Raw genomic sequence first — 23,051 nt, 5'->3', positions numbered from 1 at the left:
ATTATGAACTGTCTTCCTGCTCTTTTCAAAATTATTAATAACTATCCTACTATTTCTCCATTCACTCTTCCAACTAACTGATTTTCGCCCATAGTATCAGATACATACACATCAATATTATAAACTGCCTGCACATAGCCGAAATCTCTTGCCATAACATTTACAACATAAGATCCGTCCTCCCGTTGTTCAGCCTCATACCACTGAAGATCACTCTGATCTTCGGCTGCCCAAACCGCACAGCGAACTGCCTGCAAATCTACAGTGCCATTTGTCACCAGATTATTTATGTTCACCTGAAATCTCCCAGTGCGATAATCATAAGGTATTACCGAAAGATCAGCAGTAACAACCGGTGTCTGCACTTCTTCTACGGTTTCTTGTTCAGAGATATTTAAATCATCATCTGTTTTTATATCCGATGTAAGATTTTCCATTAATCTTGAATTTTTCGCAAATTCTGCATTAATAGAATCTATCCCAAATCTTTCTATCAGAGTTGGTGTATTGGAGAATAGATTTGTTCCCAGGCCAAGACGATTTCCATCTATATTTACACCCATTGCTGCTAACGTAGTCGGGAAAGCATCCAACGTAGCATAATCACGATATGCAGTATTCTCCGGTTCGACTGCGGAGTTAATATATGTAGTATACACTTTACGTTGATAATCTTCATCAACAGAATCACAGAAATCACTGTCCATGGTCGGATGATCACCAGAAATAATTATGGTTGTATTATCATAAAAATCTTGTTGTTTTATCCAATCAACAAATTCTGTTACCTTTTTGCTGGAACATGCCATAACATCAGAGTACTGATCACCAAACGTATCAGAGCAGTCAGGGCACAAATAGCCATCTTCAAAGTGTGTATCTACTGTAAGCATAGTAAGATTAAAGGGCTCATCTGAAGAACTTAATTCGGTAAGCTTTTTCTTTGCAAATTTAAATAGGTAATTGTCTTCAAATCCCCACCACACTCGATAGTCCTGTGGTATTCCCCCAATGTTCTTAAAGTAATTATAATCCCACATATTATAATCCCCATGCTCAGTAAAATACAGTTTTCTTCCGCCAAATTCTGCTTCTGATCCAATCAACAAGCTCTGTTGATATCCAGCAGATTTTAATATATCACCGAGTGAAGTAATCCCAGGGAAAAAATGTTCTTGTGTGTTCATAGAATTATCTTCAATTGGAATTAGAAGAGGAAGGCCTGATGTCTGACCGAACATGGCTGCCACAGTCCAACCTGTTCCAGTCAGTGAAGTACCTCCGTTTAAAATATTTTCAGTTCCTGAAAAATTCTCATTATCTAATGATAGCTGAGTAAGCTCAGGAATAACATTTTCTTTAAAAGCTCCTCCATTGTTCTTGTCAGCATAAGTCATCTCCATTGATTCAAGGTATATGTAAACCAAATTTCTTTTCTTCTCCGGAAATTTTATAGAAACATCAGATGGATCAACATAATTATCATCGATAAAAGTTGAATATGTATTATGATTGTTGCTAAAAGCTGTAATATCAAGCATTGTCCATACATGGCGGACAGATAATACAATAGTCAAACCAGAAATCACTAATGTAGTCAATATACTAATACGATGAGCCATTCTGTTTTTTTTGGTTATAATAAAAATTGCCGCCAATACAACTGCAATAACCAGTGAAATGATAAGGCAGGATACAATATAGTCTCTAATCATTCCCTCATTTGTTCCCTGCAGTGGTGACTTGATATGAAATACTAACTCCTCCATTGATAAGTTGTTCCACGTTTTTAGCATCCATGAAGAACTTCGCAGAATCAGTACGGCCAAAAATCCAATGATAACAGTCACGGTTATGCCCAAACCTGACATAATTCTAAAAAAATAGTTTGTAGTCCTTGTTTTATGAAATGATATTTTTGATAGATTTTTATGAAAATGAAGATTAAGTTTCGACGATTTTCTTTTTTTATGACCTTTGAAATTCATTCTTGTCGCTCCTAACAGAATATAATAATTGTATTATATCAAAGATTATCAGTTGTAACAACTGTAATCTTTTGGTTTTCTTATGATTTCCAATTCTTTTCGCTAATTTTCTTCAGCATATTGCATAATGTAATTATCACAAGTTCGACAACTTTACTATCACAATTCTATTATCTAATGTAACACTGGTCCCATTCAAAAAATATTTTTCCGATCACATCTCCACGTAGTGCATCATCCGGGAGATTTGCACTCTTTTTTTCTTATTTGTATATTACATACCCTGTATGAAAAAGCTGTGTCATAATAGTTTCAGATCGGACAATCAAGCAGAAGATTAAGAATATTACATTCATAGCATCGCCAACTTCAAACAATATTCATATTAGTATAAAAGAATCATGAATAATAGTTAACAAGTTCACACGAAAAATAGTAACAATTCTATAGTAGGATAAGTAAATACAGAAACAAACAGGAGGAAATTATGAATAAAAAATTTATTATCGTACTCGCATCGTCATCGATGCTGTTATCATCATTATTAACTGGCTGTGGAAATGCAAAAGCAACCTCAAAGAAAGAGACATCGTCATCTGCCATTTCCGAATCCGCCCCGACAAATGCTTTAACAAATTCTCAATCCGACAGTCATTTGGCTTCAGAGAGCACGCCTTCTGCAGAGAATGATTCTTCCTCGAATGTAAAACCACCCTCGAATACCGAATCCTCTTCTACTGCAAAAACTTCGTCGAAGCCATCATCCGAATCTAAGAATATGACTGATGAAAACACTGCCAAGGATAATACATCGACATCCAGTACCGGATCCGAATCGGTAAAAGCGGCATTGAAATTATATGAAGCAACATATTTCGACGAGTCTGTATATGGCGTTGAAGACGAAAAGATCATCGACGGTGTCTATCAGCCAGACGACTATTATAATGTAGATATCTCGAATGTGACAGATACCGCCTTTGATTTTACCATATATAAGGTGGATGGAAAGACAGAAGACAGGTCCTTAATCTTTAAAAAACATACCGCTGTCTTTACCGGCGATGGTACAACCGCTGCATATAACGGCGAAAAATACACACTTAATTTTACTTTCCCCGACTTGCATGGAGCTCATCCAGATATTGCGGATATGCAGATATCCGGGTTTGCACCTTTGAATGGTGTCACCCTTGTCTATAACCAAATTCCGGGGCATGAATTCGGTTAAATTATCGACACTCCTTTCTAGTAGTGGTATACTACTTAAGAATGACTTGAGAATTGAGGTATTTGTATTATGAATTTTTCTGATAAACTGCGGACCTTGAAGCAACATCCAAGAATGGTTCTCGCCATCACAATCCTGCTGTCTTCATGTCTCGTATATTACCAGTATGTTTTTGGAAACTCCATCTTTATCTTCAATGACATTGGTGCCGACACGCAGCAGCAATATATCATGCAGTTCAATTCCATCGTAAACCATATCCGCGACGGAAATCTCTCCGTCTGGGACTTCACGAACGGTTTCGGCACCAGTATGCTGCAGCTGAACCTGTTCGATCCATCTCTGATGATCTTGTATCTCGCGGGTGTTATCTTTGGACCGGCATTGATGCCATATCTTTTGATCTATCTTCATATTGGCAAGATGATCCTAGCTGGAATTGCATGCTACCAGTTTCTGACTTGCTTTTCCTTTTCAGACAAGGCAAAATTGCTGGCGTCTTATCTCTATGCATTTAATGGGTTTTTAATTGTCTGGGGACAGCATTACCAGTTTTCCATGATCGCTGTGTATCTGCCGCTCTTTTTGTATCTTCTGGAGAAGTCACTTCACAGAGATCGCTTTTCACCGTCAATTTCTCTGATCACAACCTGTATTATCATCTACAGTTACTACACGGGATACATGACAATGCTGACAGGTGGGATTTATCTGATTATCCGTCTTTTTTTCATGGAAGATCTCCTCTGGAAGACGCGGTATAGGCGTTTTTTTCGAGGTTGTGCATCCATGATCTTAGGCGTCTGTATGGGACTCTTCTCACTGCTTCCGGCATTTGCTCTCGTGACAAATGTCTCTTCCCGTCTGGAGAGCAACATGGGATTTTGGGAGAAGATCTGGACAAGTATTGCACCTTACCCTCTTCGCTACTACTTCACCTTGCTGTTTCGTTTCTTCTCCTCGAATCTTGAGGGAATTGGAAATGACACGATTCACATGCCATACCGGGGATATTCCAATTTTTATGAAGATCCGAATGTTTTCTTCTCAACCTTATTCGTGATTTTGCTTGTACAGTACCTTTTCTATCTGGCACGTTCAAAAGAATGCACCAGAAAAAAGGTTACACAGTGGACTTTGATCCTGTTATCTGCTGTGGCGCTGCTGCTCATGGCCGGAAGTCTGGTCTTCAACGGATTCGCCGCACCATTTTCCAGACATACTTTCGTACTCATGCCAGTATTTGCTCTGCTTGTTGCAAACATGACAGACGTCATCTTCGATCGGAGATATTTCAGCATCACCGGCGGCATCCTGACTCTGATCTGTGCCACGATACTTTACGGCTTCAGTTACCGAAAAACCGCCCTGACCCCGTCCGTGAAACTGAATGTCCTTCTTCTGTGGGGAAGCACTTTGCTCATGATCTGTCTCTTGTATATGGCAGCTCACAGGAATCCAGTCCGCAGCTACAGCACTTCCGCAGTCTTTGCTCTTCTTGCATGTGTGACCGCTGTGAACGTGATGAGTGATTCCCATATCACCGCCCGGGGACGTTCATCGGTGGTAAAAGGTGATCCGAATTATTTCAACTATCTATACAGTCCGGATATGGACAACCTACTTCGATATGTAGAGGACACTGATCCTGAGTTCTGCCGCATAGAGAAGACATTCGCACAGGCTTCTTGGTCTATGGAATCCTGCGCTCAGGATTACCGCGGGATCGGAACTTATAACTCGACACTGAATCGGAACCTGATCCAATTTACCGAAAAAATGATCCCGAACCTGAACTTATATAATTTTGCGAGAACTACCTATCGCCATATCGCACATGATGACGCGTTTGCCACACTGTTCGGAATTAAATATCTTGTGACAACGGATGAAAATTACAGCAGCGACGCGTATCGTCTGCTCAGGCAATTTGGATCCCTGTATTTATATCAGAATCAAAATGACGCCTCCGTCGGCCGTCTGTATCAGAATACTCTGGATAAGAGCACCTTTGAGGCAAATCCCGGTGCTTATGATCTCTCCGGTCTCATATCTCAGGCAGTGGTAACAGACGAACCGGACAATTTGACAATGTCTGCCGAGGAGCTTGCCTCTTATGCCAAGCAGCCCCTTCCTGATTACACACGATACAATGCGTCAGAACTCACAGAGCACATCAATCCCGAAAGCCACGCAGTAAGTTTCGTGGATGGCGTGACAATCCCCCTTGACTCCGCCCTGCAAGAAGAAAAAGCACCAGTCACCATGAACTTTAACATCACTGCCATACGGCCGCCGGCACTTACTTTTATCACGAATAATGGAATCACCGATACTGGCAGGATTGAGCTTACCAAGTTTGATGTACAGCCAACTTACACCTACACTCTCACCATTCCGGAAGATACAACATCTATCCGCTGTGAGAGCAGATATCAGGGCATCGCACATACTCTGACAGATATCTCGTTTATGGCACAAAGTGCGGCATCAGATTTTCCAGAAGATTCAGGAGTGACGATCAATAATACCGGGAATGACAGCCACCTGTCCGGAAAGATACATGCCGGCTCCTACAGTCTCGCTTTTCTTGCCATTCCCTTCGAGAAAGGCTGGCATGCCACAGTAGACGGCAAACCCGTGGAGCTTGTCCGAACAGACTATGGGTTCACAGGCTTCTATGTGCAAGCCGGAGAACACGAATTCACGCTTAATTATCAGGCGCCACTTCTGCGGGAGGGCATCATATTAAGCGCTGTCTCGCTGGGAATATTCTTGGCTATCACCTTTCTCACAAAGAAAGATGAACATTAGGTTGTTGTCAGAGGACGCGCTTCTACGAACTATCAAAGAGTAAGACTTGCTGATACTGCTACAATCATCCTAAATGATGTCATAAAGGCCGCTGTCCGCGGCCTTTTCTTATGATTCCTCATATTCGTCTTTTCTTTCTTTTTTCCTTTTATGCAATATCCCGATTATCAGGATGATTCCGGTCAAGATAAGTACGCCCAGTACTGCAATCGCTATGTACGCACCCATATCCGCTTTTCCGCGTGCGGGCTGCTGTTTCTTCTTTTTTGATAGGGCTGCCTTGGATGTTGATGTACTGCTATTACCGCCAAAGTTTTGAGGTTCCTTTTCCTTCCCTGTCGGTTCTGGCGCCATCTTTTTGTCATATTCCTGCTGCGTCAATGCCTGATCTTCGAAGATAATCTTACCATCGGCTGTCACAAGACCGCTATCTTTCGGCTTAAAGTTTTCAAAGCCATAATCCATAAGGCTGATCGTATCCATATAGACGGCATCATCTCCTGGTCCGTGTAAGACGACCGCGATCAGATTCATACCGTTTTTCTCTGAATAGGTCGCAAGCGTGCTCTGTGCCGAATCTGTATACCCAGTCTTTCCGCCAAGACAACCCTCATAGGTCCATCTGGTTCCTGAAAGCAGCATCTGATGATGATTATCATAGACGCGCGGACCTGACATCGCTGTCGCAGGGACTTCATATCTCTGTGTACTTACAATCTTACGAAATGTCTCATTTTTAAATGCTTCTCGGGTGATAAGCGCCATATCACGTGCCGATGTATAATGATTGTCATCCGGCAGCCCATTGGCATTATTAAAATGTGTATTGGTGCATCCCAGCTGCTGTGCCTTTTGATTCATCTTATCTACAAATGCGGGAACACTTCCGGCAATGGTCTCTGCCACCTGTGTGGCGACATCATTGGCCGATTTCAGCATCATCATGTAGAGACACTGTTCCATCGTGAAGGACTCTCCCAACTGCGGATTAATATTCGAGACACCAGAGTAGGCATCCGCCATTCCTGTAGCTGTGAAAGTAACCTGCTGATCGGGTGTCGAATCTTCAATGGCAAGCAGGGCTGTCATAATCTTCGTGATACTTGCAGGAAATCTCTGATCATCCATACCCTTATTAAACAAAATCTGTCCGGTGTCTGCATCCATGAGAATTCCGGTACTGCACAAGATGTCGGGGGCTTGCGGCCATCCCGTCCAGCTGTTTGTATCGACCGAAAATTGGTTTGCGTTATTCACCGCTGCCACAGACGGCACTGTCATCGTCGTACTGATCGTCAGAATTGCTGCCGCGCAGACTGCTGCCTTCTTAATTTTTGCTCTTAAACGCATCTGTAATTACTCTCCTAATCCACTTTCAATTGCCTCTGTCAAATCTTTGAGGGCTTCCTCTTCATCTTCGCCGTCACAGTGTATCTCAATCTCATCACCGGTTTTCACACATGCACCGAGAACGCTTAAAACGCTCTTTGCATTAGCCGTACCGGTCTTCACCTTATCCTGGTAGTCGAATGTAATGGAAGACTTGTAATTCATCGCTTTGTTACACAATATTCCTGCAGGCCTCAGATGAAGACCTGATGGGTTGATCACTTTCACTTTTTTGCTGACCATATATATTTTCCTCCTGGCTTTCCCCAGATGCGAAACTTCAGTCTGCGGCGGAAGCCGCAGCTGCCTTTTCTGCCTTTTTCAAATGCACCGTAGTCTGTACGTCATCGACCATCTCATATCCTTCCGGCAGTTTGACAGTCACAGGTACAGGGTAATCTCCGTCAACTTTACCTGTTAGATCTATGGATGCTTGAATCATCTGCGCCGGATTGAATGCATCCAATTTTTTGTCTGATGCCTTAACCCGGATGGAAATCGTAGGCTGATCGTAGGTGAGACTTAGGCTAGGATCCAGTCCATTTTTCTGGATCGCCTCCACATCGAGGTCGAACTCTTTGCTCCCGTTCGGAAGTATCGTTGCCTTGATCACAATTGCCGATGTTCTGGAACTTGGACGAATCGAGCTATCCTTGTCAAAAACAGTCGTAAGATCCAAAGTTCCCCTTACATCCGACTTTTTATTCTTCAGATCAATGACGTCCCTTGGAACCGGGATATCTATTGTATTGTCATTCGCAGCAAGATCAGAAAGAGCATTATCAGTTCCAACCATTGTAATCTCTGAGGGAGAGGTAATGATCTCGCCAAGCTGATATCCGCTCGCAGGTCCTCCCTCAAGGTGGATGTTCATCTTAACATTCTCTTTGCGTTTCCACAGATCAACAGACGCCTTCACCTTCGTACTTCCAATATCATATCTCAGATAACTCATGGTATCATCTGTGAGCTCTTCGCCGTTCTTATCATAGATCACAAGCTCAGTCGATCTGTCCCCATCTGCGGTCATACCGCTTACATCCAGCAATGCTTTTACGCGGTCTATCTTACTGATAATAGATTTCGGTCCCGATATACTGATATTTTCCGGATCCAGCGCAACTTTTCCCACCTCATAATCGTCGCCCGGTATCGTATCTCCGGTATCTGCTTCTATATTATAAGTCTCCTGCTCGATATCCTCGATCTTAATTGGAATCGTTGTTCTAGAAAGTGTGATATTCTTATCCTCCACCCCGGGACACGAAACCGTCAGGGGAACGAACACCGGATCAGTGTCCATATCGACAATCTGCGTAAGATCTGCTTCGACGACAATATCTGAATCCTTAATCGTACCCAGCTTCTGCCTGTTATCTCTTATCTTCACACGTATGGTTCGATATTGATCATCAATCAGATAGGTCTTTTTTCCTGTCTGAATATAATTCGCATGTGTAATCGTCACAGGAACATCATAGGTCTTCGGTTCAATCGGATTACTGACTCCGACTACAATGCCCCAGATCAGCACTGCAAAAAAAAGTGATACAATTTTCAGAGCAAGGTTATTTGTCAGGTTTTTTGTCATATTTTTTTTCATGCTTTACCCGCTCCTTCCAATGTTGAATTCTGGAACTCTCCGGCGCAACAGATAGCTTTTGGATCTTATGAAGCTGTTCACGGAGTTCGTTGGGATTCACTGCAGTCGTAATCTCTCCATTCAATGCATAAGAAACATTTCCCGTCTCTTCTGAGACGACAACCGTAAAGGAATCGCTTACTTCACTGATTCCAACAGCTGCACGATGTCTGGTCCCCAGATCTTTACTGAGTGCCATACTCTCCGACAATGGCAGATAACAGGTGGCCGATGTCACCCTGTCCCCTCTGACAATCACAGCACCATCATGCAGAGGTGTATTTTTTTCAAAAATATTGATCAAGAGCTGACCTGTCAATATCGCATCGACAGGAATTCCTGTTTTTTCATAATCTGTAAGCGATATATTCTGTTCAATTACAATCAGGGCGCCCGTCTTCACCTCACCCATCTCATAACATGCTCTGACCATCTCATTGAGCGTTTTATCGCTGAATCTCTTGTCACTTTGAGCATTGGACGTTCCAAGAAAGGCAAAATCAAAAATACTCTTATCTCCCAGCTGCTCCAGCACCCTTCGAAGTTCAGGCTGAAAGATAATGACAACTGCCGTAATCGCAGCAACGCTGACTCCTCTGAAGATCTGCAGAATCACGTTCATCTGAAAAATTTTCGCGATTAGGACAAATGCAGCAATTAACGTAATGCCTTTAAACAGGACATATGCTCTCGTATTTTTTACCCACAAAATCAGGTGATATACAAAATATGCAATCATCAGAATCTGAACAATATCAATAATTTCAATTGATTTCGGTATTTGAGGAAATGAAAAATTTGCGGCTTGTGTTTTAAACCAGATGATGATACGATCCATGTAGTCACTTCCTTTCTTCCGAATCTGTTATCTATTTTAACTCGTCTAGGGATTTTTCCAGCTTTTCTTCAAAGTCTACATCCATATATTTTTCTGATGCATCTGTATCCGTATCTTGGTCATTGTGTCTTTCTATGTTTATCGGTTTGTCAGCATTCATCTTCGAAAGATTTCTTTTCCATTGCTTATTCTTCGCATCGCTTCGTTTCTTTGGCACTGCCTTTACATAGTAAAAGTAGGAATCGTCTTCGTACTGCAGATTCTCAATACTTCGATAGTCTGCATTGAAATTGAAGAAATCAACAACCAGTGCGATTGCTCCGGATACGATTGTTCCAAAGAAAAGACTGAAAATTGATATCCCTGCATCCATCACCCCACTAAAGACAGCCGTGATGATGATATAACTTGCACATCCGATCCCAATCGCCAGATACCAGGCATATTTTATACTCATCCTGCGAATTGCGTAGACAATTATTGCAGCTGCTGCACCAGATATCATGAATATAAGCAACGCTTTATTATTCAAAACTCCTTGAATCATCTTCTGAAGGTTTTCCAACATATCGCTGGTTCCTGCACTCTTCACAGGTTTGATCACTTTTTTGATAACCTGGAGATAATAAAAGCAGAAAATTCCAATGCACACTGATATGGATGAAACAGGTCCGCCAAGGAGGCCGGCAACAAGGGGGACAACTCCTGGTATGCCAATTGAGCAGGCAGCCGGTGTAATGACCACCGCCAGAGCATCTTTCGGAGTAAACCGAAAAAACAGGAGGTATATAAGCAGCAGGAATACAAAAGTAAGAACTCCCGCCTCCAATCCAAGTGCAAACGTATGTAATAATATCATAATCCCGCCGAAAACTACGATAGCCGAGGTCGGAAGAATTGCGCACAGCAAAGATACTATCAGGACAACAAACATGTTGTTGATCAAATGCATATATCCCAGCTGCTGGTTAATTGTGAGGAATATTATGAATGCCAATATAAATTTCAATATCAGCTGAATATACTGCCGATAGTCATCATAAACATCCAGTATTCTCTCTTTCCACTCTAAGATTGTGCTCATCTGCGATCTCCTCCCGGTCTTTTATGTCTGGTCCCAACTGCCTCGTTTTTATAAAGCCGGTCCAGTTTTTTCAAATCTTCTATATAAGACTCTACACTTTTTTTTGCCTTTTTATAGCGAAGAGAAGAGATGATATAGGTTATAACACTGTATCCTGCCAAAATACATAAGTATCCCGCAATTACTTTAAATGTCAGCGGACGAAGCTTTAATTCGTTTAACGTAATCATGACGTGATCCATTCGGTAGATTACAAAAAGGGCAAGAATCAGAATATAAGCAATTGTGACCGCAAAAAAATTCTTAAGCAGAGAAATCCCAATATAGTCACTGCGATAATATTTACTGATTCTCAGATACCTTTTTTCTTCCCTCTTCTCAAAGAGGGACAACTTCGTCATCAGCTCTATTCTCTCTTCACTTAACATAGACACCTCTCGATTGTTGTCAAATTCACATCAGATTCTCCCGCAAGCCCTGATATCTTTGACCATTGTATCATAATTCGCAGGCTATGAAAAGATGTTTACAAGCCTTTTCCGATACATACGGTTAGAAAATACACCTTTTTGGCACCATTTTCTTTCAAAAGTCCGGCGAGAACATCTACCGTGCTCCCCGTGGTATAAATATCATCTACGAGGACAACTGTATCGTATTTCACTTTTTTATTCAGTGTAAATGCCTCTCTTAGATTTTTCTTTCGCTCTTGTGGATTCAGTTCTTTTTGTGCCCTTGTTCTTCGCTTTCTCTTCAGACTTTTGGCATCGACCGGAATCCCCCACATCCCTCCTAAGGTTTCCGCCAGCACCTGAGCCTGATTGTATCCTCTTTTTACAAGCTTTTCCCGGTGTATGGGAACCGGCATCAGGACATCCGGTTTCCATCGGTTAATATAGTCACTGGCAAAAAGATTCATCATCTGTCCGTAAAATTGTGCATACTCCTGTCTGCCTTGATATTTAAACCTCAAGACGGAATCTTTCATCTTCCCGGAATATAAAAAAACAGCAAACCCGCTGTCGTAGGAAAAATGATGTCGCCTGCAGTCCAGGCATAATTCTTCCGTCTCGTTCTCTATGGGTTTGCTGCAATTCATGCATCTTGGGCCGATAATCGGCTTTAGCTCCTTTCTGCATGAAATACACACCGGGTACTCCCGGCTTGTAACCGCACGGTCACATAAAGCGCAGTGCTTTGGATATAAGATGTCTAACAAATTCATAAGGAATCCTTTCTCCCCGAAAGCTCTCCTCCCTTATTTGTACTCCGTAATTCGTTCTGCGAGTGTCGTATATCGGTTTTCGATCTTATGATTGTCAATCATAGCTTGAAAGGTGACATCACTGCCCACCAGCATCACACATTTCCTTGCTCTTGTCACCGCTGTGTACAACAGATTTCTGGTCATAAGCATCCTAGGACCACCAAGCAGTGGAATGATTACTGCAGGGTATTCACTTCCCTGTGCTTTATGTATGGTTGTGGCATAGGCAAGTTCCAGCTCGTCCAGCTGTTTAAACGTATATTCCACAAAGCGGTGCTCATCATATTCTACAGTTAATGTCTCCGCATAAGAATTAATCTCCCGAATGACACCCAGATCGCCGTTGAATACGCCCAGCCCCTGTTCGGCAGCAAAGTTGTTCGCTCCTCTTACTTCCCATTCCATCTGATAATTGTTCTTGATCTGCATCACCTTATCACCCTCACGAAATACACCGCGAACCGTCTCTTTTTCTTTTTTTTCCTGAGATGGCGAGTTCAGGTATCGCTGAAGCACAAGATTCAGATTCTCGACACCAAGTGCACCTTTTCTCATCGGGGCAAGCACCTGAATATCCATCGCATCCGCTTCGACATATTTGGGAAGTTTTTGCTGAATCAGCACCACGATAACTTTCAAGATTACATTGACATCAAATCTCTTCAGAAAGAAAAAGTCCCGGCTCTTATTGTCAAGGGTGACAGATTCCCCTGCATTGATCTTGTGAGCATTTACTACGATATCGCTCTTAGCTGCCTGTCTGAAAATTCTGGTCAGTTCGACCATTTTGAACGCATTCGAGCGGATCATATCACGCAGTACACTTCCCGGTCCCACACTGGGAAGCTGATTGACATCACCCACCAGGATCAGCCTTGTTCCTGGTACGATTGCCAAAAGCAGCGCATGCATCAGATTAATATCTACCATGGACATCTCGTCAATGATAATCACATCGGTCTCCAGCGGATTATCCTGATTCCTCTCAAATGTTACATTTGCCGAGGATTCTTCCACAGACCCGGACAGTTCCAACAGACGATGAATCGTGGAAGCGGCATAGCCGGTCGTCTCCGTCATTCGTTTTGCTGCTCTTCCCGTCGGTGCAGCGAGCAGAATATCCATGCCTTCAGATTCGAAATATTGAATCATCGTATTGATCGTCGTGGTCTTTCCGGTTCCCGGTCCCCCTGTCAGAATGAGTAGTCCGCTGCACGCCGCCCGGGCGACTGCCTGACGCTGGAGTTCGTCCAGTTCAATATTTTCCCTGCTTTCGATACTTTTTATCCGGTGTTCGATCTGAATATGGTCGTCCTGGCAGGTGATATTCAAATCATGAAGCATACGGGCTGTATCCAATTCCAGATAATAGAACTGACTGGCATAGACGATGGTACAGGGCTCTTCCTGTCCGTCTTTTTCTTCTTTCAGAATTACTTTTCGTTCAATTGCCATATCCATCAGCTGCTGATCCATAGCCTGGACGGGAACTTGAAGCACCTCACTGGCTCTGCGAAACAAGACATCTTTGGGCAGGTAGATATGGCCATTTACACTGGCCTGTGTCAGGACATAAAAAAGTCCACTTCGGATGCGGAACTGGGAGTCCACGCGTATTCCGATTCTGGATGCAATCTCATCAGCTGTCTTAAATCCCACACCCGGAATATCTTCGGCAATCTTATAAGGATTATCTCTTAAGACCGAATAAACCTTATCGGAGTACTGATTATAGATCTTGAGCGCAAGTGCGAGACTAATGCCATATTGCGACATATAGATAATCGCATCCTGCATCTGGGCCTTCTCGGCAATCTGTCCCGCAATCTCGTGGGCCTTTCTGTCGCTGATTCCCTTTATCTCAGCAAGTCTTTCCGGCTCTTCTCTGATGATATTCAAAGTATCTTCCTTAAATCTCCGGACAATCCTGGCGGCCAGAGCTGCACCTACTCCTTTAATCGCTCCCGATCCGAGATAACGTTCCATGGCTCTTGCGTCCTGCGGAACCTTGACCTCATAGGATTCAACCTTAAATTGTTCGCCATACACAGCATGGGAGGTATGCTCTCCCGTTGCTTCCAGATATTCTCCCTCGCTGACATACTGAAAGGTCCCTACGCATGTAAGGTCATTTCCCTCAAAATTGAGATTTAATACTGTATACCCGTTCTCTTCATTTCGAAATATGATATGTTCCACATATCCTTCTACTTTATCTTCCATTGCAATCCTTAATGATTAAACTTATTCATCAGTTCCACGTACTTTCCAGTACCAGCTGCGACAGCCATCTCTGGATTCTCAGCTGTCATCGTATTGATTCCAGTCTTCTCTTGAATAACTTCTTCAATCCCGTCCAGCAGAGCACCTCCGCCTGTCAGAACAATCCCCCTCTCAGACACGTCAGCCGCAAGTTCCGGCGGTGTCTTCTCTAGAACGTTCTGAACGGTCTCCACAATCTGGTTCACAGGATCCTTCAATGCCTCACAGACTTCAATGGAAGTCAGATGAATAGTCTTTGGCAGACCGGTCACTACATTGCGCCCCTTGATATCCATTGATTTTGTCTCCAGACGCCTGCAGGCCGTTCCGATCTGCAGTTTTACTGCCTCAGCGGTCTGCTCCCCGATAAATAATTTATGATTCTTTCTCACATAACGGATAATTGCTTCATTGAAGTTATCTCCTGCCACCCGGATTGAAGTAGAAACCACAATTCCGCCGAGGGAAATGACTGCCACATCGGTTGTCCCTCCTCCGATATCTACAATCAGGTTTCCGACTGGCTTTGTGATATCGATTCCGGCACCGATCGCTGCTGCAATCGGCTCGTCGATAATTGTCACATCTCTTGCCCCGGCCTGGTAAGTTGCCTCCTCGACTGCACGCCGCTCCACATCAGTTACACCGCTTGGCACGCAGATTGCGATCCTAGGCTTTCGAAAAGACTTTCTTCCCTGGGCTTTCTGTACGAAATACCGCAGCATCTTCTCTGTAATCATATAGTCAGAGATGACGCCCTGACGAAGCGGCCGAATCGCCATAATATTACCCGGCGTCCTTCCGATCATCTGTCTGGCTTCTTCTCCAATAGCTTTTACCTTATCGGCATCTTTATCATAAGCAACTACGGACGGCTCTTTTAAAACAATCCCTTTGCCTTTTGTATAGACTAATATACTGGCTGTACCCAAATCAATTCCAATATCCGTTACCGCAGCCATAATAATCCCCTTTCTTTTTCTTTACCACATAAGGCGCATTTCCCTGTGGGCTCTCGCACCGTGTATGATACCACGGATTGCTACGCACTCCTATCATACACCATAAGGTGGGGGGAGGGAAAGTGGTTTTTATAGATATTTTCTGACATATTGTCCGGTATAAGATACCGGATTCGACGCAATCTCCTCCGGTGTGCCAGCAGCTATCACGGTTCCGCCTTTATCGCCGCCTTCCGGTCCGATATCTATGATATAATCTGCTGTCTTAATCACATCAAGATTATGCTCAATTACCACAACGGTGTTTCCGCCTTCCGAAAGGCGTTTCAGTATATCAATCAACTTGTGTACATCGGCAAAATGCAGGCCCGTCGTAGGTTCATCCAGAATATAGATGGTCTTTCCGGTGCTTCTTTTGCTGAGTTCACTCGCAAGCTTGATCCTCTGTGCCTCTCCTCCGGAAAGTGTTGTAGACGGCTGTCCGAGACGGATATAGGACAGTCCCACGTCATAAAGTGTCTGGATCTTCCTGCTGATGGAGGGGACATTTTCAAAGAAGGTCAAAGCTTCTTCCACAGTCATATTCAGCACGTCGTAGATACTTTTCCCCTTATATCTTACCTCCAGAGTCTCTCTGTTATACCTCTGTCCATGACAAACTTCACATGGCACATACACATCTGGGAGAAAATGCATCTCGATCTTGATGATACCGTCACCTCTGCAGGCTTCGCATCTTCCGCCTTTTACATTGAAACTGAAACGACCTTTTTTATATCCTCTCGCTTTTGCATCCGCCGTCGAGGCAAATAGGTCGCGAATGGTGTCGAATACCCCCGTATAAGTCGCAGGATTGGATCTTGGTGTTCTTCCAATTGGAGACTGATCGATATTGATCACCTTGTCCAACTGGTCCATACCCTCAATTTTCTTATGCTCCCCGGGAATAACTCGTGCGCGGTTCAAATCTCTTGCCAGTCTCTTGTATAGAATTTCATTTACAAGGGAACTCTTTCCTGAACCGGATACACCGGTCACGGCAGTCATGACGCCAAGAGGAATTTTCACATCAATATTTTTCAGATTGTGTTCTTTTGCACCACAAACTTTGATCCATCCTGCAGGCTTTTTCCTGGTCTTTGGAACCGGAATCTTTTTTCTTCCACTCAGATATGCCCCGGTGACAGAGTTCGGATTCTTCATCAGATCCTCTGCAGTTCCAATCGCCACCAGTTCTCCCCCGTGCTCTCCGGCACCAGGTCCAATATCTACCACACAGTCAGCGGCTCTCATCGTATCCTCATCATGTTCAACCACAATCAGGGAATTGCCGAGATCCCGAAGATGCATCAGCGTCTTTAAAAGTTTATCGTTATCTCTCTGGTGCAGACCGATGCTCGGCTCATCCAGAATGTATGCGACCCCGACAAGGCCAGATCCAATTTGAGTTGCCAACCGGATTCGCTGTGCCTCCCCCCCGGACAGACTCCCTGTCGCACGGGCAAGCGTCAGATAGTCAAGGCCTACATCCATTAGAAACTGCACACGGGCACGGATTTCTTTCAGTATCTGTTTTCCAATCAGTAGTTGATGTTCCGACAATGTTAAGTCTTTCAGAAAAGCAGTCAGTTTCTCGATAGACAGCGATGTTACCTCGAATATATTTTTATCGCCGATTGTCACAGCAAGAGATGACGGTTTCAGTCTTTGTCCATGACAGTCCGGGCAGGGCGTAATCCGCATAAATGTCTCGTATTCCTGTTTGATGGAATCCGAACTGGTTTCGCGGTAACGGCGCTCCACGTTTTTGATCAACCCCTCAAAGGCTACATCGTAAACCCCCTCACCTCGCTGCCCTTTATAGTAAACTTTGACCTTTTTTCCCTCAGTTCCGAAAATCAGAACATCGTGAATCTTCTTTGGATAATTCTTGAAAGGCGTATCCAGGGAAAAATGATATTCTTTTGCCAGTGCCTCTAAGATCGCTCTGGTATAGCTGGATTTGTCCGTGCAGGACTGCCAGCCCAATACGACGATTGCCCCTTGCGCAATGCTTAAAGACGGATCCGGTATCATAAGCTCTTCCGAAAACTCCATCTTATATCCCAAGCCAAAACAACTCGGGCAGGCCCCAAAAGGATTATTGAATGAGAAACTTCTGGGTTCAATCTCGTCAATGCTAATTCCACAGTCGGGGCATGAAAAGCTTTGACTGAAGCTTAACATATTGCCATCCATGGTATCGACGAGAAGCAGGCCTCCTGAAAGTGTAAGCACGTTTTCAATGGAATCTGTAAGTCTCTTCTCAATTCCTTTCTTTACAATCAGACGATCCACAACAATCTCAATGTTGTGTTTTTTATTCTTGTCAAGTGTGATATCCTCGGACAGTTCATATATGCTGCCATCGATCTGCACGCGGACATATCCTGATCTTTTTGCATGGTCAAGCACTTTCTCGTGCCTGCCTTTCCTTCCTCTTACCACTGGTGCCAGCAGCTGAATCCTCGTCCGCTCAGGTAATTCCATGATCTTATCCACCATCTGGTCCACAGTCTGTCTGCTGATCTCTCTGCCGCAGTTCGGACAATGCGGAATTCCCACGCGTGCGTAAAGGAGGCGAAAATAGTCATAAATCTCTGTCACGGTTCCCACGGTAGATCTCGGGTTACGGTTTGTGGATTTCTGATCTATGGAGATCGCAGGCGGCAGACCCTCGATGCTTTCCACATTCGGTTTTTCCATCTGCCCCAGAAATTGTCTGGCATAGGAGGAAAGACTTTCCATATAGCGCCGCTGCCCTTCTGCGTAGATTGTATCAAAGGCAAGTGAGCTTTTTCCTGATCCAGAAAGTCCTGTCAAAACCACGAGTTCATTGCGCGGGATATCCACATTCAGGTTCTTCAGATTATTCTCTGCAGCACCCCGTATCTTAATAAATTCTTTCTTTTGCTGTAATGCCATATTTATATTAAAGCTCCTTTTGCTATTATAATTTGTCTAATATATCATATCACAATCGCACCCAGAAAGCAAACGTTTGTTCCCTTAGAGTATAAAATCTGCCATGATGATATTGCTGACCGATATTCCCTTTCTTGTCAAAGTGATTTTCCCCTCTGTCCTCTGCATGTATCCGGTTTTTACGTACTTATTGATTACGTCATGATAGATATCATCAAAGGTGCAGCCAAATTGCCCGGAAAAATCCTTTTCCGAGACACCGCAGTTCATCCGAAGACCGAGTATCATATATTCTTCAATCTGATCTTTCCTGCTCAGTTTCTCGCAGCTCTTTTTTATGCTCTCTGGTCTGTCACTTTTCTTCAGATATTCTTTCCAATCGGAAGTATTCGAATATCTCTCCTCGTTTTTCAGAGATGACGCACCAAGTCCAAATCCCAAATAAGGAACCCGTTTCCAGTAACCTATATTGTGACGGCATTCATACCCTGCTTTCGCATAATTCGATATCTCATACTGATGATAACCGTATTCTCTCAGGATATCTTGCGTCTTTTCGTACATCAGCCGCTCCGTATCTTCATCTGGAAGATCCAAATCGCACTGTTTCTGGAAAAATGGAGTTCTTTCTTCCAGTATCAGACTGTAGGCAGAGATATGTTCCGGTGCAAGATCTGCCATTTCCCGCAGGTTTCTCTCCCAGTTCTCAAAGGTTTGTCCGGGCAGTGCAGACATCAGATCCACATTTATATTATCAAATCCCGCATTGCGTGCCAGTAAAAAGCTCTCGTAAAACTCCTCCGCCGTGTGTATTCTCCCAAGTCTGATAAGCTCTGTGTTCGACAGCGACTGACAACCGATACTGATACGGTTAAAACCCATCTGAAGGTAAGCCTGTAATTTTTCCATCGTAAGCGTGCCCGGATTTGCCTCCAGTGTGATCTCCGCCTGATCGGAAATGTGAAATTTACCCCTGATCTGTTCTGTTATCTTCTGCATCAGATCAATTTCCATAAGAGATGGTGTTCCTCCCCCGAAAAAGATAGAAACCACTTGATAATCCTCCATATCCGGCTGGCTGTCAATCTCTTTGAGTAAAGCTCTTGTATAAGAAACTTTCGCCTCATCGGAGCAGGAAAAAGAAAGGAAGTCACAGTAATCACATTTTTTGACACAAAAAGGGATGTGCACATAGAGTTCTAATTCTTTTTTGTTCATTGATTCCTCCTTGAACCTTTTCACCTCGCAAGGCAGAAAACGCAAGGCCATTCCCCTAAAAAGGGAACAGCCTCTCATCAGTCATCATCAAGTTTCAGGACACTCATGAATGCCTTCTGGGGAATCTCCACATTCCCGATCTGGCGCATGCGTTTCTTTCCCTCTTTCTGTTTTTCCAACAGTTTCTTTTTTCGGCTGATATCGCCGCCGTAGCATTTGGCAAGTACATCTTTTCGAACTGCCTTCACGGTCTCCCTGGCAATAATTTTGGAACCGACAGCCGCCTGAATCGGTATCTCGAAGAGCTGTCTTGGAATCTCTTCTTTCAGTTTCTCACACATTCTTCTGCCGCGATCATAAGCCGAGTCAGCAAACACAATGAAGGAAAGTGCATCGACTTCTTCCTTATTTACCAGGATGTCCAGTTTTACAAGATCGCTCTTCTCATAGCCGCAAAGCTCATAGTCAAATGATGCGTACCCTTTCGATCTCGATTTCAGAGCGTCAAAGAAATCGTAGATGATTTCGTTCAGCGGCAATTTATAGTGCAGCTGCGCTCGGGTTGTCTCCATATACTCCATGCCCTGATACTGTCCCCTTCTCTGCTGACACAGTTCCATGATCGGTCCGATAAACTCTGTCGTGACCATGATATCTGCAGAGACCAGCGGCTCTTCCATATAGTCTATCTCTGTGGGATCCGGAAGATTGGACGGATTCGTAAGTTCCATGTATGTCCCATCTGTCTTGTGGACTTTGTAGATTACACTAGGTGCCGTGGTGACAAGATCCAGATTGTACTCTCTTTCCAGACGTTCCTGTATAATCTCCAGATGCAGAAGGCCTAAAAAACCACAGCGAAATCCGAATCCCAGTGCTGCAGATGTCTCAGGTTCAAAGAAAAGTGACGCATCATTGAGCTGAAGTTTCTCCAGTGCATCCCGCAGTTCCTGATAATCCGCCCCATCCGCCGGATACATCCCACAGTAAACCATAGGGTTTACTTTTTTATAACCCGGAAGAGGCTGCTCACAAGGTCTGTCCGCATTCGTGATCGTATCACCTACACGTGTATCGGCAACATTCTTGATACTTGCAGTGATGTATCCGACCATTCCCGCCGTAAGTTCCTCACAGGGAATCAGCTGCCCGGCTCCGAAATATCCGACTTCGACTACCTCTTCTGTGGCACCTGTGGCCATCATCTTGATCCTGGTTCCTTTTCTCACACTACCTTCTTTGATTCTGCATGAGATGATGACACCTCGATATGAATCATAGACAGAGTCGAAGATCAGTGCCTGGAGAGGATTATCTCTGTTCCCGCCGGGGGCCGGAACTTTTTTTATAAGCTCTTCCAGAACCTGATTAACATTTAATCCTGTTTTTGCCGAAATTTCAGGGCATCCCTGCGCTTCGATTCCAATCACATCCTCGATCTCTGCGATCACTCGATTCGGCTCAGCACTGGGCAGGTCAATCTTGTTGATCACCGGAAACACATCCAGATTATGATCCAGAGCCAGATAGACATTTGCAAGAGTCTGAGCCTCAATCCCCTGAGAAGCGTCTACCACGAGTATCGCCCCGTCGCAGGCAGCAAGACTCCTGGAAACTTCATAATTAAAATCCACATGCCCTGGGGTATCTATCATATTCAGAATGTATTCCTGTCCATCCTCTGCCTTGTATATGGTCCGGACTGCCTGCGCTTTGATTGTGATTCCACGTTCTCTCTCAAGTTCCATGTTATCCAACACCTGAGACTGCATCTCACGTTCGGTCAGCAAACCAGTCATCTGAATAATCCGGTCAGCAAGCGTGGATTTTCCATGATCAATATGCGCAATAATGCAAAAGTTCCGTATATTCTTTTGATCTATAACTGCCAAGTATTTCATCCTCCTGAAATGTGTCTTTACAAATTACATAATACCACAGATGAGGGGCTTTTGTCACTCTTCTTTGCCTCTGCACTCACTGCAGTGTTTTATTCGTCCCATCCAGAACGGAATTAAGCACTTTTGCGAAAGGTTCCATAGCATTTCTCACTTCTTCCAATGTATTGGTCTGAGCTCCCACCTCCAGCAGAATGGATTTTGGGCGCACGTGCAGGTTGTATCGCAGTCCTTTTAGATAGATACAGCGGGTAAAATCCGGATAGCACTGGTTTGCCATGTGTTCCAGCTGAAAAGAAAATGCCAGATTGTCTTTGATATAGGGATTGGGAAGTGACGGGTTGTCGCCGTTCATCTTCGTGCGGGAAACTCCGTTAAAAAGCATAATCTGTGCTGTTGGCTTTCCATCAATCTCAGTGACCATATGCTGCCAATCCTTTACACCATCCCTGTGCAGGTCAATCACCACTTCAATAGATGGGTTGTCATGTAAAGTCTGCTCAACGACAGGAAGCGCATAATCATAAGCTCTGCTTCTCTCTTCTTTTCCGTCCACAAGGTCAAAAGTATTGGTCAGATGAATTACCTGATAGCCATAGGTATCCTGAAGAATCGATGTCAGAAGATTTCCAAGGCCCACCACAGTGGTATTCGCATCACCAGGCACCGAATCCACAAATGTCTCCTGAGAATGGGTATGGTAGATCAGAATCTGCGGAACAGACGGATCTTTTGTGATCTTCATATCCTTTGACCAGAATTCGTCTACATTAATCTGAGATTTTTCAGCTGTCGTATTATTATCGACAACAAAGTAGTTTTTTACGAGATAATTAAAGTCCCTCAGCGAGTCTAAAGGTATGGGGTTTATAATATTAATGGAACTGGCTGCCTTCGCCGCCTCTTCTTTCGCTTTCGCTGCCTCTTCTTCCTGCTTTTTCTTGAGCTCCTCTTCCTGCTTTTTCTGTTCGTCATCTTGTACTTTTTGCTGATTTTCTGCAGTCATCTTTGTCTGGATAGCCTTATTATTTTCATCTATGATTGCTTTTTTGGTAGAGGCATCCTCGATGGCCATCTCATCCTCCGTCTTTTTTTTCTGACTCACACCCATTCCCGGAATCTGCTCCTTTGCGGTCTGAGCCACATGTTCAATAAAATCTCCACTGCCTGGATTATCTTCGTCATAATAAACTTGCGGCAGGTAAACTTTGACTGCCAGTTTCTGTGCCTGCTCGTACGCAGAAGAGATAATCTCTTTTCCTCTGTCAAATCCGCCGGATGAGATAACTTTAAAACTTCTGTAAACTAAAACCGACGCAATCACTGCCAGTATGATAATCACCACTGTCCCCGTCCCTTTGTCATTATTGTCCAACCTCTCACCCCCTGTATATAGTTTATGCATGGAGTGTAAGTTGATACCTGCAGATTCATTCTCATGACGTTGGAAGCCCGGCCAATCAGAAAGAGGCTCCCATTCACATGACGGTATGA

16 protein-coding genes are annotated in these 23,051 nt (G+C 43.9%); 2 read left to right on the top strand and 14 right to left on the bottom strand.

Going from position 1 to position 23,051, the window contains the following annotated elements:
• Positions 1 to 41: 41 nt before the first annotated feature.
• Entirely contained in the window at positions 42 to 1,988 is a 1,947-nt protein-coding gene (locus INP51_RS03770; RefSeq protein WP_230406871.1) for a GBS Bsp-like repeat-containing protein, read from the bottom strand.
• 487 nt (positions 1,989 to 2,475) lie between these two features.
• On the opposite strand from INP51_RS03770, the gene INP51_RS03765 reads away from it, so the two are divergent.
• Both INP51_RS03765 and INP51_RS03760 read left to right on the top strand, forming a co-directional pair.
• On the top strand, positions 2,476 to 3,219 hold the full coding sequence (locus tag INP51_RS03765) for a hypothetical protein (RefSeq protein ID WP_193736400.1): 744 nt from the start codon (positions 2,476 to 2,478) through the stop codon (positions 3,217 to 3,219).
• Positions 3,220 to 3,288: 69 nt separating this feature from the next.
• On the top strand, positions 3,289 to 6,033 hold the full coding sequence (locus INP51_RS03760; RefSeq protein WP_193736399.1) for a YfhO family protein: 2,745 nt from the start codon (positions 3,289 to 3,291) through the stop codon (positions 6,031 to 6,033).
• A gap of 108 nt (positions 6,034 to 6,141) precedes the next feature.
• Here INP51_RS03760 and INP51_RS03755 read toward each other — a convergent pair whose 3' ends face one another.
• From INP51_RS03755 to INP51_RS03695, 13 genes are all read right to left on the bottom strand, one after another.
• Positions 6,142 to 7,383 (bottom strand): D-alanyl-D-alanine carboxypeptidase family protein, encoded by a 1,242-nt coding sequence (locus INP51_RS03755; RefSeq protein WP_193736398.1) that lies wholly within the window; start codon positions 7,381 to 7,383, stop codon positions 6,142 to 6,144.
• 6 nt (positions 7,384 to 7,389) lie between these two features.
• The gene (locus tag INP51_RS03750; protein ID WP_193736397.1) at positions 7,390 to 7,665 is read right to left on the bottom strand and encodes an HPr family phosphocarrier protein; all 276 of its coding nucleotides are present in this window, start codon (positions 7,663 to 7,665) and stop codon (positions 7,390 to 7,392) included.
• A gap of 37 nt (positions 7,666 to 7,702) precedes the next feature.
• Positions 7,703 to 9,025: a CdaR family protein gene (locus INP51_RS03745; protein ID WP_193736396.1), complete on the bottom strand. Its 1,323-nt coding sequence runs from the start codon at positions 9,023 to 9,025 to the stop codon at positions 7,703 to 7,705.
• The gene (cdaA, locus tag INP51_RS03740) at positions 8,991 to 9,902 is read right to left on the bottom strand and encodes a diadenylate cyclase CdaA (RefSeq protein WP_193736395.1); all 912 of its coding nucleotides are present in this window, start codon (positions 9,900 to 9,902) and stop codon (positions 8,991 to 8,993) included. The genes INP51_RS03745 and cdaA overlap by 35 nt, the downstream gene beginning before the upstream one ends.
• A gap of 31 nt (positions 9,903 to 9,933) precedes the next feature.
• Complete coding sequence (locus INP51_RS03735; RefSeq protein WP_193736394.1) at positions 9,934 to 10,986, bottom strand: hypothetical protein; 1,053 nt, start codon at positions 10,984 to 10,986, stop codon at positions 9,934 to 9,936.
• Entirely contained in the window at positions 10,983 to 11,414 is a 432-nt protein-coding gene (locus tag INP51_RS03730; RefSeq protein ID WP_193736393.1) for a hypothetical protein, read from the bottom strand. Before INP51_RS03730 ends, INP51_RS03735 begins: the two co-directional genes overlap by 4 nt.
• Positions 11,415 to 11,512: 98 nt before the next feature.
• Positions 11,513 to 12,211: a ComF family protein gene (locus INP51_RS03725; RefSeq protein ID WP_193736392.1), complete on the bottom strand. Its 699-nt coding sequence runs from the start codon at positions 12,209 to 12,211 to the stop codon at positions 11,513 to 11,515.
• Between the two features lie 33 nt (positions 12,212 to 12,244).
• A complete protein-coding gene (recD2, locus tag INP51_RS03720) occupies positions 12,245 to 14,476 on the bottom strand; it encodes an SF1B family DNA helicase RecD2 (RefSeq protein ID WP_193736391.1) in 2,232 nt (743 codons plus the stop codon).
• Between the two features lie 8 nt (positions 14,477 to 14,484).
• On the bottom strand, positions 14,485 to 15,477 hold the full coding sequence (mreB, locus tag INP51_RS03715; RefSeq protein WP_193736390.1) for a rod shape-determining protein: 993 nt from the start codon (positions 15,475 to 15,477) through the stop codon (positions 14,485 to 14,487).
• 129 nt (positions 15,478 to 15,606) lie between these two features.
• A complete protein-coding gene (gene uvrA, locus INP51_RS03710; protein ID WP_193736389.1) occupies positions 15,607 to 18,441 on the bottom strand; it encodes an excinuclease ABC subunit UvrA in 2,835 nt (944 codons plus the stop codon).
• A gap of 84 nt (positions 18,442 to 18,525) precedes the next feature.
• Complete coding sequence (gene hemW, locus INP51_RS03705; RefSeq protein WP_193736388.1) at positions 18,526 to 19,659, bottom strand: radical SAM family heme chaperone HemW; 1,134 nt, start codon at positions 19,657 to 19,659, stop codon at positions 18,526 to 18,528.
• A gap of 77 nt (positions 19,660 to 19,736) precedes the next feature.
• Positions 19,737 to 21,551 (bottom strand): translation elongation factor 4, encoded by a 1,815-nt coding sequence (lepA, locus tag INP51_RS03700; protein WP_329602327.1) that lies wholly within the window; start codon positions 21,549 to 21,551, stop codon positions 19,737 to 19,739.
• Between the two features lie 85 nt (positions 21,552 to 21,636).
• On the bottom strand, positions 21,637 to 22,932 hold the full coding sequence (locus tag INP51_RS03695) for a stage II sporulation protein P (RefSeq protein ID WP_230406870.1): 1,296 nt from the start codon (positions 22,930 to 22,932) through the stop codon (positions 21,637 to 21,639).
• Positions 22,933 to 23,051: the final 119 nt, after the last annotated feature.

The sequence above is a fragment of the Blautia liquoris genome (genome assembly GCF_015159595.1).
Classification (GTDB): Bacteria; Bacillota; Clostridia; order Lachnospirales; family Lachnospiraceae; genus Novisyntrophococcus; species Novisyntrophococcus liquoris.
The sequence above is the reverse complement of the archived record's forward strand: the minus strand, read 5'-3'. Positions and strand labels throughout refer to the sequence as shown.